Origin of the sequence: Streptomyces sp. NPDC057623 (assembly GCF_042800355.1) — a bacterium.
Lineage (GTDB): Bacteria > Actinomycetota > Actinomycetes > Streptomycetales > Streptomycetaceae > Streptomyces.
In genome coordinates this window covers 188,840-204,622 of sequence record NZ_JBHVGZ010000008.1, presented here as the reverse complement: position 1 = coordinate 204,622, position 15,783 = coordinate 188,840, and the positions used below count along the sequence as shown (strand labels likewise).

The 15,783-nt window shown below is 71.7% G+C and carries 11 protein-coding genes; 10 read left to right on the top strand and 1 reads right to left on the bottom strand.

The genetic code is table 11. From position 1 onward, the window contains the following. Positions 1-257: 257 nt before the first annotated feature. Complete coding sequence (locus ACFU95_RS12015; RefSeq protein WP_383825496.1) at positions 258-1,160, top strand: hypothetical protein; 903 nt, start codon at positions 258-260, stop codon at positions 1,158-1,160. Positions 1,161-1,225: 65 nt separating this feature from the next. Here ACFU95_RS12015 and serC read toward each other — a convergent pair whose 3' ends face one another. Continuing rightward, a complete protein-coding gene (gene serC / locus ACFU95_RS12010; protein WP_383825493.1) occupies positions 1,226-2,344 on the bottom strand; it encodes a phosphoserine transaminase in 1,119 nt (372 codons plus the stop codon). Between the two features lie 182 nt (positions 2,345-2,526). Between serC and ACFU95_RS12005 the strand changes: the two genes are divergently transcribed. The 9 genes from ACFU95_RS12005 to ACFU95_RS11965 all read left to right on the top strand — a co-directional run bounded on the left by ACFU95_RS12005 (position 2,527) and on the right by ACFU95_RS11965 (position 15,747). Beyond that, complete coding sequence (locus ACFU95_RS12005) at positions 2,527-5,460, top strand: FAD-binding and (Fe-S)-binding domain-containing protein (protein ID WP_383825490.1); 2,934 nt, start codon at positions 2,527-2,529, stop codon at positions 5,458-5,460. A gap of 132 nt (positions 5,461-5,592) precedes the next feature. Then, positions 5,593-6,177 (top strand): hypothetical protein, encoded by a 585-nt coding sequence (locus tag ACFU95_RS12000; RefSeq protein WP_383825488.1) that lies wholly within the window; start codon positions 5,593-5,595, stop codon positions 6,175-6,177. A 46-nt stretch (positions 6,178-6,223) separates the two neighbouring features. Beyond that, complete coding sequence (locus tag ACFU95_RS11995; protein ID WP_383825485.1) at positions 6,224-7,357, top strand: lipid II:glycine glycyltransferase FemX; 1,134 nt, start codon at positions 6,224-6,226, stop codon at positions 7,355-7,357. A 127-nt stretch (positions 7,358-7,484) separates the two neighbouring features. Beyond that, a complete protein-coding gene (locus ACFU95_RS11990) occupies positions 7,485-8,420 on the top strand; it encodes a DMT family transporter (RefSeq protein WP_383825482.1) in 936 nt (311 codons plus the stop codon). A gap of 153 nt (positions 8,421-8,573) precedes the next feature. Continuing rightward, positions 8,574-9,368 carry a TIGR03084 family metal-binding protein gene (locus ACFU95_RS11985; protein WP_383825479.1) on the top strand — a complete coding sequence of 265 codons (795 nt, stop codon included), beginning with the start codon at positions 8,574-8,576 and terminating at the stop codon, positions 9,366-9,368. A 26-nt stretch (positions 9,369-9,394) separates the two neighbouring features. Further along, the gene (locus ACFU95_RS11980) at positions 9,395-11,095 is read left to right on the top strand and encodes an acyclic terpene utilization AtuA family protein (protein ID WP_383825650.1); all 1,701 of its coding nucleotides are present in this window, start codon (positions 9,395-9,397) and stop codon (positions 11,093-11,095) included. Next, a complete protein-coding gene (locus ACFU95_RS11975; protein WP_383825476.1) occupies positions 11,092-12,690 on the top strand; it encodes an acyl-CoA carboxylase subunit beta in 1,599 nt (532 codons plus the stop codon). The genes ACFU95_RS11980 and ACFU95_RS11975 overlap by 4 nt, the downstream gene beginning before the upstream one ends. Positions 12,691-12,700: 10 nt before the next feature. Beyond that, complete coding sequence (locus ACFU95_RS11970; protein ID WP_383825473.1) at positions 12,701-14,542, top strand: biotin carboxylase N-terminal domain-containing protein; 1,842 nt, start codon at positions 12,701-12,703, stop codon at positions 14,540-14,542. 68 nt (positions 14,543-14,610) lie between these two features. Further along, positions 14,611-15,747, top strand: coding sequence for an acyl-CoA dehydrogenase family protein (locus tag ACFU95_RS11965; protein ID WP_383825470.1), 1,137 nt, complete (start codon positions 14,611-14,613; stop codon positions 15,745-15,747). The last annotated feature ends 36 nt before the right edge of the window (positions 15,748-15,783 follow it).

Below are 15,783 nucleotides of genomic sequence, written 5' to 3'. Positions count from 1 at the left end.
CCCGCACACGACGAAGGGCGCCCCGCGGTGATCCGCCGGGGCGCCCTTCGCTGTTCTACGCCGGGGGCGACCCCGCTCAACTCCTGGAGGTGGGTGGTTCGGCGGGCTTTGGGTTCGGTGGGGCGCCGGTGGTGAGCTGTACGGCGACTGATCGCTCAGCCTTCAGCTGGAAATTGCCAGCGGCATGTTCACTCGTACGGCTGATCATGCGGTCGAACGGCCGCGATACATGTGTTCGTCCGATTACGTTCCGTCGCATGGTCAGTTCGCAGCATGACGCCACGCATCGGATCTTCCGTCAGGAGCCGGATCTCTTGGCCCGCCTCGTGCCGGAGACGGGCGTCGAGTTCCCCGAGTACAGCTCGATCGAGCCGCTCGACACAGATCTCACCGAGATCAGGCCCCTGGAGCGCCGGGTGGACAGCTTCTTCCGGGTCCGTACGGCCGACGACGAGGGTGGGTTTCTGCTCGCTGTCGAGTCGCAGAGTCAGCCGGACCCGGACAAGCACAACAGTTGGGCGTACTACTTGGCGCACATGTATGCCAAGTACCGGTTGCCACCGATTCTGTTGGTGGTGTGCCGGGACAAGAAGACGGCGGCGTGGGCGGCGGAGCCCATCCGCATCGGGCGCCGTTTCCATACGAGCATGGAGGTATTCCCCTTGGTCCTGGGTCCGATCGGCATTCGTGCGATCACCGACCCGGAGGAGGCGGCGAAGGACCTGGCCCTCACCACCTTCTCCATCCTCATCAACGCCAAGGACCCGGGCATCCTTGCCATACTGGACGCGGTGGCGCCGGTGCTGGGGCCCAATGCGGAATGGGCGGAATTCATCGAGGCCGGTCTGGACGAAGGTCCGGTCCGCGATCATTGGAGGAAACTGATGGCCGTGTACACCCCGAACTTCCCCGGCTTCGGCAGCGTGATGGAGGAGGCGTGGATCCGGGTCCACGGCGACGGTGAGGCGAAGGGGAAGGCCGAGGGGAAGGCCGAGGGGAAGGCCGAGGACATTCTTCGGGCTCTGGATGTGCGGGGCGTCGAAGTCTCCGACTCCGACCGGGAGCGGGTCATGGCCTGCGTCGACCTGGAGCTGCTGGGGACATGGTTCGACCGCTCCCTGACCGTGGAGACCGCCGAGCAGCTGTTCGCCGAGGCGTAGGCGGCCATGCGAAGGGCGCCCGGCTCATGCTCGCCGGGCGCCCTTCGTGGTTGTAGGAGATGCCGTTACAGCTTCTCGATCACGTAGTCGATGCACTTCGTCAGCGCCTCGACGTCCGCCGGGTCGATCGCCGGGAACATCGCGACGCGGAGCTGGTTGCGGCCGAGCTTGCGGTAGGGCTCGGTGTCGACGATGCCGTTGGCGCGCAGGACCTTGGCGATCGCGGCGGCGTCGATCTCGTCGGAGAAGTCGATCGTGCCGATGACCTGGGAGCGCTTGGCCGGGTCGGTGACGAACGGGGTGGCGTGCTTGGACTCCTCCGCCCAGCTGTACAGACGCGTCGAGGAGTCCTTCGTACGGGCCGTCGACCACGCGAGGCCGCCCTGGCCGTTGATCCACTCCAGCTGCTGGTTCAGCAGGAAGAGGGTGGACAGGGCCGGGGTGTTGTACGTCTGGTTCTTGCGGGAGTTGTCGATCGCCGTGGGCAGCGAGAAGAACTCCGGGACGTGGCGGCCGGACGCGTGGACGCGCTCGGCGCGCTCGATCGCCGCCGGGGAGAAGACGCCGATCCACAGGCCGCCGTCGGAGGCGAAGGACTTCTGCGGGGCGAAGTAGTAGACGTCGGTCTCGGAGACGTCGACCGGGAGGCCGCCGGCGCCCGACGTGGCGTCGACCAGGACCAGGGAGCCCTCGTCCGCGCCCGCCACGCGCTTGATCGGCATGGCGACACCGGTCGAGGTCTCGTTGTGCGTGAAGGCGTAGACGTCGACGCCCGCCTCGGCCTCCGGCAGCGGGTGCGTGCCGGGGTCGCCGGCGATGACCGTGGGCTCGGCCAGCCAGGGCGCCAGCTTGGCGGCCTTCGCGAACTTCGAGCTGAACTCGCCGAAGTTCAGGTGCTGCGACTTGTTCTCGATCAGGCCGTGCGTCGCGACGTCCCAGAACGCCGTCGAGCCGCCGTTGCCGAGGACGACCTCGTAGCCCTCGGGGAGCTGGAACAGCTCGCTGATGCCCTCGCGCACCTGGCCGACCAGGTTCTTGACCGGGGCCTGGCGGTGGGAGGTACCGAGAAGGGAGGTTCCGGTGGCGGCCAGCGCGTCCAGCGCTTCCGTCCGCACCTTGGAGGGGCCCGCGCCGAAACGTCCGTCGGCGGGCTTGATGTCAGCGGGAATCTGGATCTCAGCCACGAAGGGAGCGTAGCTGTTTCGGGAAACCTCGGTGAAACCTCGTCCGTCGGGTGAGACGGCGTTTCGGCTGGCGTCGGAGCTGGGGGCTGCCGCCCCCAGGCCCCCGCTCCGGCCCTGAAGGGGCCTTGTCCTCAAACGCCGGACGGGCTGGAATGCCGGGCGTCGGCTGGTTTGCTGGAGGCATGAGGGATCTAGAAGCTGCGCTGCGTACCGTTGTCCGGGGCGAGGTCGGGTTCGACGTCACCTCCCGGGCGTTGACGACCATGGACGCGTCCAACTACCGGCGCGTCCCGTTGGGTGTGGTGGCGCCACATGACGCCGACGACGTCGCGGCCGTACTGGAGGTGTGCCGCGACCACATGGTGCCGGTCGTGGCACGGGGTGGAGGTACCTCCATCGCGGGACAGGCCACCGGCACCGGGGTCGTCCTGGACTTCACCCGCCATATGAACCGGATCGTGTCCCTGGACCCGGAGACCCGCACCGCCGTCGTCCAGCCCGGCGTCGTCCTCGACCGTCTCCAGGGCGTCGCCGCCCCGCACGGGCTCCGCTTCGGCCCCGACCCCTCCACCCACAGCCGCTGCACGCTCGGCGGGATGATCGGCAACAACTCGTGCGGCTCGCACTCGGTGGCGTGGGGGACGACCGCGGACAGCGTGCGGGAACTGGACGTGATCACCGCGCGCGGGGCACGGCTGCGGCTCGGGCAGAGGTGGGCCGGTGCGCCGGAGGGGCTGCGGGACCTGGTGGAAGGGGATCTGGCCCGGCTGCGGACCGGCTTCCCCGAACTGCCCCGCCGTATCTCCGGATACGCGCTCGACGCCCTGCTGGCCGAGAACGGCGCCGATGTCGCCCGCTCCTTCTGCGGGAGCGAGGGCACCCTCGGAATCCTCACCGAGGCGGCCGTACGGCTGGTTCGGGCGCCACGCGCGCGTGCGCTCGCCGTGCTGGCGTACGCCGACGAGAACGCGGCGGCGGAGGCGGCCGGGGGGCTGCTGCCGTACGGGCCGCTGACGGTGGAGGGCATGGCGGCCGACCTGGTGCCCTCGCCGCACTCGCTGCCGCCGGGCGGCGCCTGGCTGTTCGTCGAGACGGGCGGGGAGTCGGAGGGAGAGGCACGCGCGCGTGCGGAGGCGATCGTGCGGGCCGCCGATGTCGTCGGCGCCCTGGTCGTCACCGATCCGGCCGGGCAGCGGGTCCTGTGGCGCATCAGGGAGGACGCGAGCGGTACGGCGACCCGGATGCCGGACGGGACGGAGGCATGGCCCGGCTGGGAGGACTGCGCGGTGCCGCCGGCGCGGCTCGGGGCCTACCTGCGGGACTTCCGCGCGCTGCTGACCGCCCACGGGCTGCGCGGCACGCCGTACGGACACTTCGGCGACGGCTGCATCCACGTCCGGATCGACTTCGACCTGCTCACGGAGGCGGGCATCGGCCGCTTCCGGCGCTTCTCGGAGGAGCTCGCCGAGGTCGTCGTGGCGCACGGGGGCTCGCTGTCCGGGGAGCACGGCGACGGGCAGGCACGGGCCGAGCTGCTGCCGAAGATGTACGGGGCGCAGATGGTCGCACTCTTCGAGCGGGCCAAGGGGGTGTGGGACCCGGACGACCTGCTCAACCCGGGGATGCTGGTGCGCCCGGCCCCGCTCGACTCGAACCTCCGCTTCTCCGTCCTGCCCCGCGAGCCGGTGGACGTCGCCTTCGGCTACCCGGCCGACGGCGGGGACTTCTCGGCGGCCGTACGGCGGTGCGTCGGGGTCGCCAAGTGCCGTACGACGTCGGCGACCGGCTCCGCCGTCATGTGCCCGTCCTTCCGGGCCACCGGTGACGAGGAGCACTCCACGCGCGGGCGTGCCCGGCTGCTGCACGAGATGCTCGCAGGGGAACTGGTGGCCGACGGGTGGCGGTCGACGGAGGTACGGGACGCGCTGGACCTGTGCCTGGCGTGCAAGGGGTGCCGGTCCGACTGCCCGGTCGAGGTCGACATGGCCACCTACAAGGCGGAGTTCCTGCACCACCACTACGAGGGCCGGCGGCGTCCGGCCGCGCACCACAGCATGGGGCGGCTGCCGGAGTGGCTGCGCCTGGTGGCACGCACGCGTACGGCGTCGCTCGCCAACGCCCTCGCCGCCGTACCGCCGTTGGCGTGGGCGGCGAAGCGGCTCGGCGGGATCGCTCCGGAGCGGGAGATTCCGCGGCTGGCGACCCGGACGTTCAGCCGGTGGTGGGAGCAGCGGCGCGGGAAGGCGGGCGCGGGCGGGGGCATGGGCGCGGGCGGTGAGCTGGTCATCCTGTGGCCGGACACCTTCACCGAGCACCTCTCGCCGTCCGTGGGGCAGGCGGCCGTACGCGTGCTGGAGGCGGCGGGGCTGCGGGTGGCGCTGCCGCCGACGGTACGGCTGAGGGCGCCCTCGGGAGGCGGGGGAGCCGACGGGGGCGTGGCGGTGGCGATGGACCCGGTCTCGCTGCTGCGGGGCCGGGAGCGGGTCTGCTGTGGGCTGACGTACGTCTCCACGGGGCAGCTCGACCGCGCCCGCGCCGTGCTGCGGCGCACGCTCGACCTCATGGAGCCGGTGCTGGAGACGGCCGCCCGGGTCGTGGTCCTGGAGCCGAGCTGCGCGGCCGCCCTCCGCTCGGACCTTCCGGAACTGCTGCACGACGATCCGCGGGCGCGCCGACTGGCCGACCGGGTCCTGACCTTCGCGGAGGCGCTGGAGCGGCTCGCTCCCGACTGGACCCCGCCCCGGCTGGACCGGTCGGCGGTCGGGCAGACCCACTGCCATCAGCACGCCGTCCTGGGCGACGCGGCCGACCGCCGGCTGCGCGAGGCCGCGGGGCTGAACGGGGAGCTGAGCGGGGGCTGCTGCGGTCTCGCGGGCAACTTCGGCTTCGAGAAGGGGCACTTCGAGGTGTCGGTGGCGTGTGCGGAGGAGCAGGTGCTGCCGGGGGTGCGGGCGGCGGCGGAGGGTGCCGTGGTGCTGGCCGACGGGTTCTCCTGCCGGACACAGCTGGAGCAGCTGGCGGGGGTGCGAGGGCGGCATCTGGCGGAGGTGCTGGCGGACGGGCTGGCGAACGGGCCGGAGGCGGGTGGCGGTGGTGATGTGGTGGGTGAACCGTGAAGGGTTCTGTCCCGCATTGCCTACCGATCAGTCGTGTTCTACGTAATTGACCAATCAAGTACTTCACAGGGGCTCGCTCGCCCCCTCGCTCCACGCGCGAGGAGCCTCTCGACGAAAGGGCGCCCTTCCTCCATGCGACCCCCCACCGGACACCTCCTGCGCGGCGTGCTCGCGACCGCGGCCGCCGGGCTCGCCGCGCTGCTCCCCCTGGCCGGGACCGCGACCGCCTCACCGTTCGTCGGGCACGCCCACCGCACCGTCACCACGGCCGACGGCGAGACCTTCCGGCTGAAGCTGGCCGCCGCCCCCACCGTGCTGCCCGCCGACGGTGGCACGGTGTACGTCAAGGGCAGCGGATACAACCGGGCCCAGGGCATCTTCCTGGCCTTCTGCGTGATCCCCGACGGCGTCCGCGTCGGTGACCCCACGACGTACACGTCGGCGCCCACCCCCTGTCTCGGCGGCCGGGAGGCGGCGGACGGCTCGTCGCGCCGCATCACCGACACCGGCACCGGCACCCCGGGGGTCACGATCCCGTACGAGGAGGGCGGCTCCTTCCGTACGACGCTCAACCTCAGGCCCGAGATCGCCGACGGGGTCGTGTGCGATGTGGACGTGCGCTGCGCGATCGTCACCCGGGCGGACTTCACGGCCACCGGAGTGAGGCTCTACGACCAGTACATCCCGGTCCGCTTCGCCCGGGGGACGGCTTCGTAGGCTGGCCCGACCCGGCCCGACCAGCCATCCGCAAGGAGCCCCGTCCGTGACCCGAACGCCCCTGCGCATCCAGCCCCTCACCCGCGACCAGCACCTCTCCTTCGTCGCGGCCCGCCCTTCCGCCAGCCACACCCAGCTCCCCTCCTGGGGCGAGGTGAAGCCGGACTGGAGGGCGGAGAGCCTGGGGTGGTTCGACGAGGAAGGCGGGCTGGTCGGGGCGGGGCTCGTGCTCTTCCGTCCGCTGCCGAGGCTGAAGAGGTACCTGGCGTATCTGCCGGAGGGGCCGCTGATCGACTGGTACGCGCCCGACCTCGCCGAGCGGTGGCTCGCACCCATGCTCGCGTACCTCAAGAGCAAGGGCGCCTTCTCGGTCAAGATGGGCCCGCCCGTCGTCGTGCGCCGCTGGAACAACGACGCGGCGAAGGCCGCCATCGCCGACCCTGCCGCCCGGCGCCTGCGTGACGCGGAGCCGACGTCCTGCGATCAGCGTGCCCTCGACATCGCCGAACGGCTGCGGAGGGGCGGCTGGCAGCAGGCCGAGCCGGGGAGCGAGGAGGGCTTCGCCGCCGGGCAGCCGCGCTACGTCTGTCAGGTGCCGTTCGCCGGGCGGTCGCTGGACGACATCCACCGCGGCCTCAACCAGCAGTGGCGGCGCAACATCAAGAAGGCCGAGAAGGCCGGTGTGAAGGTCGTCCGGGGTGGCCACGAGGACCTGCCCGCCTTCTACGACCTCTACGCCGAGACGGCCGAGCGCGACCGTTTCATCCCGCGCCCGCTGCCCTACTTCCAGCGCATGTGGAGCGCGCTCACCGCCGAACACCCCGACCGTATGCGGCTCTACCTCGCCCAGCACGACGGCGACATCCTCGCCGCCGCCACCATGATCACCGTCGGTGACCATGTCTGGTACTCCTACGGCGCCTCCACCAGCCGCAAGCGGGAGGTCCAGCCCAACAACGCCATGCAGTGGCGCATGATGGCCGACGCCCATGAACTCGGCGCCGCCGTCTACGACTTCCGCGGCATCACCGACACGCTGGAGGAGTCCAACCACCTGCTCGGCCTGCTGCGGTTCAAGGTGGGCGCCGGCGGCGAGGCCGTCGAGTACCTGGGGGAGTGGGACTTCCCGCTCAACCGGCTGCTGCACAAGGCGCTGGATCTGTACATGGCACGGCGGTAGCGGTCGGTCCTCCGTCCACATTCCGGGACAGTGGCATAACGGGTTCACACGCCTGACGTGGTCCACTACCCTGGACTCGGCAGTACAGCATGATGCACACCCGCCGAGCCAAGCCCCTGGACCGCCCGTGAGTACCCCCGATGCCGCCGCCACGCCCGCACCGACCCGCACCCGGGCCGTCCCCGAGCCTGCGGCCGGCGCCCCGCGCCGCTGGGGCTCCCTCGGCCCCGTGGGCCTCGTGCTCGCCGGCGGGATCTCGGTGCAGTTCGGCGGCGCCCTGGCGGTGAGCCTGATGCCGCGGGCGGGTGCGCTCGGGGTGGTGGCGCTGCGGCTGGTCGTGGCGGCGGTCGTCCTGCTCCTGATCTGCCGCCCCCGGCTGCGCGGCCACTCCCGCACCGACTGGGGCACGGTGATCGTCTTCGGTATCACCATGGCCGCGATGAACGGCCTCTTCTACCAGTCGGTCGCCCGCATCCCGCTCGGCCCCGCGGTCACCCTCGAAGTGCTGGGCCCGCTCGCCCTCTCCGTCCTGTCGTCCCGCCGTGCGGTCAACGTCATCTGGGCCGGACTCGCCCTCGCCGGTGTCTTCCTCCTCGGCGGCGGGGGCTTCGAAAGCCTCGACCCCATAGGTGTCGCCTATGCCCTGGCGGCCGGCGCCATGTGGGCGGCCTACATAATCTTCAGCGCCCGCACGGGCCGACGCTTCCCCCAGGCCGACGGGCTGGCGCTCGCCATGGCGGTGGGCGCCGTACTGTTCCTCCCCCTGGGGCTCGCCGAAGCGGGCACGAAGCTCCTCGACCCGGTGACCCTCGGACTGGGCGCGGCCGTGGCCGTGCTCTCCTCGGTCCTCCCCTACACCCTCGAACTCCTCGCCCTGCGCCGCCTGCCCGCGGCGACCTTCGCCATCCTGATGAGCCTCGAACCGGCCGTCGCCGCGGCCGCCGGCTTCCTCATCCTCGACCAGGCCCTCTCCGCCTTCCAGGCCCTGGCGATCGCCCTGGTCATCGCGGCGAGCATGGGGGCGGTGCGGACGCAGGTGGGGCGGGGCAAGGCGAAGCCCTGAGGCCGGACGGACCCGTCCGGTTCACGGCTGCGCGCACGCACCACCTCCCGACACCGACGTGGCTCCAGGTGTGCACACGGGTGCCGAAGTCGTGGAAACAAATCAATGCAAGCATGCTTGCTTGTTTCTGGTCCCGCTGCCATGCTCGCCCCCATGGCCGACCCGACGCCCGTGTTCGACGACCTGCGTGCCGAGAGTGACGAACTCGACGCCCTCGTCGCCGAGTTGAGCCCTGAACAGTGGCTGCTCGCGACCCCTTCCCCCGGCTGGACCGTCGCCCATCAGATCGCGCACCTCGCCTGGACGGACCACTCGGCGCTGCTGTCGGTGACCGACGTGGAGGCGTTCCACACGCTGGTCGAGAAGGCGCTGGTGACGCCGGGGTCCTTCGTCGACGCAGGGGCGGAGGAAGGGGCCGCGCTCCCGCCCGCCGAGCTGCTGGCGCGGTGGCGGGAAGGGCGGGCCGCCCTCGACACGGCGTTGCGCGACGCGCCACACGGAGGCCGCTTCCCCTGGTACGGCCCGCCCATGTCCGCCGCCTCCATGGCCACGGCCCGACTTATGGAGACCTGGGCCCACGGTCTGGACATCGCCGACGCAGTGGGTGTGGTGCGCACACCCACCGACCGGCTGAGGCATGTGGTGTGGATCGGGGTGCGCACCCGTGACTTCGCCTTCGGGGTGCACGACCTCCCGGTGCCGCTCGACGACTTCCGCGTCGAGCTCGTCGCGCCCTCCGGAGAGGTGTGGGCGTACGGTCCCGAGGACGCCCCGCAGCGCGTCACCGGCCCCGCCCTCGACTTCTGCCTCCTGGTCACCCAGCGGGCCCACCGCTCCGACCTCGCCCTGCACGCCGAAGGCGCCGACGCCGACCGCTGGTTCGACATCGCCCAGGTCTTCGCGGGCCCGCCCGGCGAGGGCCGCCCGCCTAAGGGGGCGACGCGGTGACCCCGCCGACGCCGGCCCCGAGGCCCCTGCCGCCCCTACGGACAGGCAACGCCTCGGGCTTCTACGGCGACCGCTTCGACGCCATGCGCGAGATGCTCACCGGCGGCGAACTGGACGTCCTCACCGGCGACTACCTCGCCGAGCTGACCATGCTGATCCTCGGCCGCGACCGGCTGAAGGACCCCGGCGCCGGATACGCCCGCACCTTCCTGCGGCAGCTGGAGGAGTGCCTCGGGCTCGCCCACGAGCGGGGCGTCAGGATCGTCGCCAACGCGGGCGGGCTCAATCCGGCCGGACTGGCGGACGCCGTACGGCAGTTGGCGGATCGTCTCGGCATCCCCGTCCGGGTCGCCCATGTCGAGGGCGACGACCTCACCGCGTCCCACCCCGGCAGCCTCGCCGCCCACGCCTACCTCGGCGGCTTCGGCATCGCCGCCTGTCTGCGGGAGGGCGCCGACGTCGTCGTCACCGGGCGGGTGACGGACGCGGCCCTGGTCACCGGGCCGGCCGCCGCCCACTTCGGCTGGGGGCCGGGCGACCACGACCGGCTCGCGGGCGCCGTCGTCGCCGGACATGTGCTGGAGTGCGGGGCGCAGGCCACCGGCGGCAACTACGCCTTCTTCCACGAGGCCGCAAAGAGCGGCGGCGATCCGCGGCGCGGCCGCCGCCCCGGCTTCCCGCTCGCCGAGCTCCACGAGGACGGCAGCTGCGTCATCACCAAGTACCCCGGCACCGGCGGCTTCGTCGACGTCGGCACGGTCACCGCCCAGCTGCTGTACGAGACGGCGGGCGCCCGCTACGCCGGGCCGGACGTCACCGCCCGACTGGACACCGTACGGCTCACCCAGGACGGACCGGACCGCGTCCGCATCGACGGCGTGCGGGGTGAGGCCCCGCCTCCGACCCTCAAGGTCGGCGTCAACCGCCTCGGCGGCTTCCGCAACGAGGTCACCTTCGTGCTCACCGGCCTCGACATCGAGGCCAAGGCCGCCCTCGTGCGCGAGCAGCTGACCGACGCACTCGCCAAGTCGCCGCCCGCCGACGTCCGCTGGGACCTGGTGCGCACCGACCGGCCCGACGCCCCGACCGAGGAGACGGCGAGCGCGCTGCTGCGGCTGGTTGTGCGGGACAAGGACCAGGAGAGCGTCGGGCGGGCCCTGAGCGGGGCCGCCGTGGAGCTGGCGCTCGCCAGTTACCCCGGCTTCCATGTGCTGGCCCCACCCGGAAAGGGCTCGCCCTATGGGGTCTTCGAGGATGTGTACGTCCCCCATGGTGGCGTCGACCATGTGGCCGTCCTCCATGACGGACGCCGGATCACTGTGCCGCCGCCCCACGACACCGGCGTACTCGACGAAGTGCCGGAGCCGCCGCTTCCGCAGCCGCTGTCGCACGGGCCCACCGCGCGGGCTCCGCTCGGGCTCGTCGCGGGTGCCCGCAGCGGGGACAAGGGCGGGAACGCCAACGTCGGCGTCTGGGTGCGTTCGGACGACGCCTGGCGGTGGCTCGCGTACGAGCTGACGGCCGACCGGTTCCGGCAACTGATCCCCGAGAGCCGGCCGCTGAAGGTCACCCGGCACGTCCTGCCCCACCTGCGCGCCCTCAACTTCGTCGTCGAAGGAATCCTCGGCGATGGCGTCGCCGCCCAGCACCGCTTCGACCCGCAGGCCAAGGCCCTCGGCGAATGGCTGCGCTCCCGCCACCTGGACATCCCGGAGGTCCTGCTGTGACCGTGCTGCCGTCCACGCTGGACACCAACGGCTCCGACTACCGGGCCAACCGAGAGACCATGCTCGCCAAGCTCACCGAACTCGACACCGAGCACGCCAAGGCCCTGGCCGGCGGTGGCCCCAAGTACGTCGAACGGCATCGGGGGCGCGGCAAGCTGCCGGCCCGCGAGCGCGTCGAGCTGCTCCTCGACCCCGACACACCCTTCCTGGAGCTGTCGCCGCTGGCCGCCTGGGGCAGCGACTACACGGTCGGCGCGTCCCTCGTCACCGGTATCGGGGTCGTCGAGGGCGTGGAGTGCCTGATCACCGCCAACGACCCGACCGTGCGCGGCGGAGCGAGCAACCCCTGGTCGCTGAAGAAGGCCCTGCGCGCCAACGACATCGCCCTCACCAACAGGCTGCCCGTCATCAACCTCGTGGAGTCGGGCGGCGCCGACCTGCCGTCCCAGAAGGAGATCTTCATCCCCGGTGGCGCCGTCTTCCGGGACCTGACCCGGCTGTCGGCGGCCGGGATCCCCACCGTCGCGGTCGTCTTCGGCAACTCGACGGCAGGGGGCGCGTACGTCCCCGGCATGTCCGACCACGTGATCATGGTCAAGGAGCGCGCCAAGGTGTTCCTCGGCGGCCCGCCCCTGGTGAAGATGGCGACCGGCGAGGAGAGTGACGACGAGTCGCTGGGCGGTGCGGAGATGCACGCGCGCGTGTCGGGTCTCGCCGACTACTTCGCCGTCGACGAACCGGACGCCCTGCGCCAGGCACGCCGCGTGGTCGCCCGCCTCAACCACCGCAAGGCGTACGGCGACCCGGGCCCGGCCGAATCCCCCAAGTACTCCGCGGACGAACTCCTCGGCATAGTCCCCGGCGACCTCAAGACCCCCTTCGACCCGCGCGAGGTCATCGCCCGCATCGTCGACGCCTCCGACTTCGAAGAGTTCAAGCCGATGTACGGCACGAGCCTGACCACCGGCTGGGCGGCCCTGCACGGGTATCCGATCGGCGTGCTGGCGAACGCCCAGGGGGTCCTGTTCAGCGAGGAGTCCCAGAAGGCGGCCCAGTTCATCCAGCTCGCCAACCAGCGCGACATCCCGCTGCTGTTCCTGCACAACACCACCGGCTACATGGTGGGCAAGGAGTACGAGCAGGGCGGCATCATCAAACACGGCGCGATGATGATCAACGCGGTCAGCAACAGCCGCGTGCCCCATCTCTCCGTCCTCGTGGGCGCCTCGTACGGCGCCGGCCACTACGGCATGTGCGGCCGCGCCTACGACCCCCGCTTCCTCTTCGCCTGGCCCAGCGCCAAGTCGGCCGTCATGGGCCCCCAGCAGCTCGCCGGGGTGCTCTCGATCGTCGCCCGGCAGTCGGCGGCCGCCAAGGGGCAGCCGTACGACGAGGAGGGCGACGCGGCGCTGCGGGCGATGGTGGAGCAGCAGATCGAGTCCGAGTCCCTGCCGATGTTCCTGTCCGGGCGGCTGTACGACGACGGCGTCATCGACCCGCGCGACACCCGCACGGTCCTCGGCATGTGTCTGTCCGCCATCCACACCGCGCCGTACGAGGGCGCGCGCGGTGGCTTCGGCGTCTTCCGGATGTGAGGGATCACCAGTGATCACTTCTGTGCTCGTGGCCAACCGGGGCGAGATCGCCTGCCGGGTCTTCCGCACCTGCCGTGAGTTGGGAATCCGGACGGTCGCCGTGTACTCGGACGCCGACGCGAACGCCCTCCACGCACGCGTGGCCGACACGGCGGTACGACTGCCGGGGGCGGCGCCCTCCGACACGTATCTGCGCGGCGACCTGATCGTGAAGGCGGCGCTCGCCGCCGGCGCGGACGCCGTGCACCCCGGCTACGGCTTCCTCTCCGAGAACGCCGGCTTCGCCCGCGCGGTCCTCGACGCGGGACTCACCTGGATCGGGCCCGCCCCCGAGGCGATCGAGGCGATGGCGTCCAAGACGCGGGCGAAGCAGCTGATGGGGCTGGCCCCGCTGGGCGAGGTCACCGAGGCCGACCTGCCCGTGCTGGTGAAGGCGGCGGCGGGCGGCGGCGGGCGCGGCATGCGGGTCGTACGGCGGCTCGCGGACCTGGACGCCGAACTCGAAGCCGCGCGCGCCGAGGCCCGCAGCGCGTTCGGCGACGGCGAGGTGTTCGTCGAGCCCTACCTGGAGGACGGCCGGCACGTCGAGGTGCAGATCCTCGCCGACACCCACGGCACGGTCTGGGCCCTCGGAACCCGCGACTGCTCCCTCCAGCGCCGCCACCAGAAGGTGATCGAGGAGGCCCCGGCACCCGGCCTGACCCCCGAACTCACCGACTCCCTCCACGAGATGGCGGTACGCGCCACGCGTGCCGTCCGCTACGTCGGCGCCGGCACCGTCGAGTTCCTCGTCGCCGGCGACACCGCGCACTTCCTGGAGATGAACACCCGCCTCCAGGTCGAACACCCCGTCACGGAGGCCGTGTACGGCGTCGACCTGGTCGCCCTCCAGCTGAGCGTCGCCGAAGGCCGTGCCCTCGACGAGGACCCGCCACGCGCGTGTGGCCACGCCGTCGAGGCCCGTCTGTACGCCGAGGACCCGGCCCGCGACTGGGCCCCGCAGACCGGCACCCTGCACCGCCTGGCCGTCCCCGACGGCATCCGCCTGGACACCGGCTTCACCGACGGCGACCAGATCGGCGTCCACTACGACCCGATGCTCGCCAAGGCCGTCGCCCACGCCCCCACGCGCGCGGAGGCGGTCCGCAAGCTCGCGGGCGCCCTGGACCGGGCGACGCTCCACGGCCCGCCCACCAACCGCGACCTCCTCGTCCGCTCCCTGCGGCACAAGGAGTTCACGACCGCCCGCATGGACACCGGCTTCTACGACCGCCACCTCACCGAACTCACCGAGCCGGCCCCCGACCCGCACGCCCCCCTCGCCGCGGCCCTCGCCGACGCCCGCTCCCGCTCCCGCTTCGGCGGCTTCCGCAACGTCCCCTCCCAGCCCCAGACCAAGCGCTACGCGATGGCCGGCGAGGAGATCGAGGTCCACTACCGCCACACGCGCGCGGGCCTGGAGGCCGACGGGGTGCGCGTCGTGCACGCCGACGCGTCCCTGGTCGTACTCGAAGTGGACGGCGTACGGCGGAACTTCGAGATCGCCCGATACGGCGACGAGATCCACGTCAACGCCACCCGTCTGACCGCGCTGCCCCGCTTCCCGGACCCGACGGCCCAGCACGCGCCGGGTTCGCTGCTCGCACCGATGCCGGGAACGGTGGTGCGCGTGGCCGAGGGCCTGACGGAGGGATCGGCCGTAGAGGCCGGTCAGCCCCTCCTGTGGCTGGAGGCGATGAAGATGGAACACAAGATCACAGCACCGTCCTCGGGAACGCTGAGCGCTCTGCACGCCGTACCTGGCCGGCAGGTGACGGTCGGCGCCTTGCTGGCGGTAGTGCAAGAAGCCTAGGGGCGCGGGGCTGTATCAATGTGCGGCTGCCGCCGCGTGAGCGCGACCAGCCACGACGAAGGAGTCACATGGCCACGATCGAAACCGAAGAACACAAGGCCCTACGATCCGCCGTAGCCGCCCTCGGCAAACGCCACGGCCGCGAATACGACCGGGAAGCCCTCTGGTCCGAAGCAGCCAAACTCGGCTACCTCGGCGTCAACCTGCCGGAAGCGTACGGAGGCGGAGGCGGCGGCATAGCCGAACTCTCCATCGTCCTCGAAGAACTCGGCGCCGCGGGCTGCCCCTTGCTGATGATGGTCGTGTCGCCCGCCATCTGCGGCACGGTCATCGCCCGCTTCGGCACCGAGGCACAGAAACGCGAGTGGCTCCCCGGCCTCGCCGACGGCACCCGCACCATGGCCTTCGGCATCACCGAACCCGACGCCGGCTCCAACAGCCACCGCATCACCACCACGGCCCGCCGCGACCCGGACACCGGAGACTGGCTGCTCACCGGCCGTAAGGTCTTCATCTCCGGCGTCGACATAGCGGACGCCACCCTCATAGTCGGCCGCACCGAAGACGCCCGCACCGGCAACCTCAAGCCCTGCCTGTTCATGGTCCCGCGCGACGCCGAAGGCTTCACGCGGCGTCAGATCGACATGGAACTGAACGCCGCGGAGAAGCAGTTCGAGCTGACCCTGGACGACGTACGGCTCCCCGCCGACGCCCTTGTCGGCGACGAGGACGCAGGTCTCCTCCAGCTCTTCGCCGGCCTCAACCCCGAACGCGTCATGACGGCCGCCTTCGCGATCGGCATGGGCCGGTACGCCCTCGCGCGCGCCGTCGAGTACGCGCGCGACCGGACCGTCTGGAAGGCCCCCATCGGCGCCCACCAGGCCATCGCGCACCCCCTCGCCCAGGCCCACATCGACCTCGAACTGGCCCGCCTGATGATGCAGAAAGCGGCCTGCCTGTACGACGCGGGGGACGACGTCGGCGCAGGTGAGGCCGCCAACATGGCCAAGTACGCGGCGGGGGAGGCCTGTGTGCGGGCCGTCGACCAGGCCGTGCACACCCTCGGCGGAAACGGCCTCACGCGCGAGTTCGGACTCGCCTCGTTGATAACCGCGGCACGCGTGTCTCGTATTGCTCCGGTGAGCCGGGAGATGATTCTCAACTACGTCTCCCACCAGACCCTGGGCCTGCCCAAGTCGTACTGACCGGCAGCCGCCCGGACCGTGTCGCGAGGAGGAACC

Coding starts and splice junctions, on each gene's coding strand:
- ACFU95_RS12015 (WP_383825496.1), top strand. CDS start 258: ATGGTCAGTTCGCAGCATGACGCCACGCATCGGATCTTCCGTCAGGAG.
- ACFU95_RS12005 (WP_383825490.1), top strand. CDS start 2,527: ATGAGGGATCTAGAAGCTGCGCTGCGTACCGTTGTCCGGGGCGAGGTC.
- ACFU95_RS12000 (WP_383825488.1), top strand. CDS start 5,593: ATGCGACCCCCCACCGGACACCTCCTGCGCGGCGTGCTCGCGACCGCG.
- ACFU95_RS11985 (WP_383825479.1), top strand. CDS start 8,574: ATGGCCGACCCGACGCCCGTGTTCGACGACCTGCGTGCCGAGAGTGAC.
- ACFU95_RS11965 (WP_383825470.1), top strand. CDS start 14,611: ATGGCCACGATCGAAACCGAAGAACACAAGGCCCTACGATCCGCCGTA.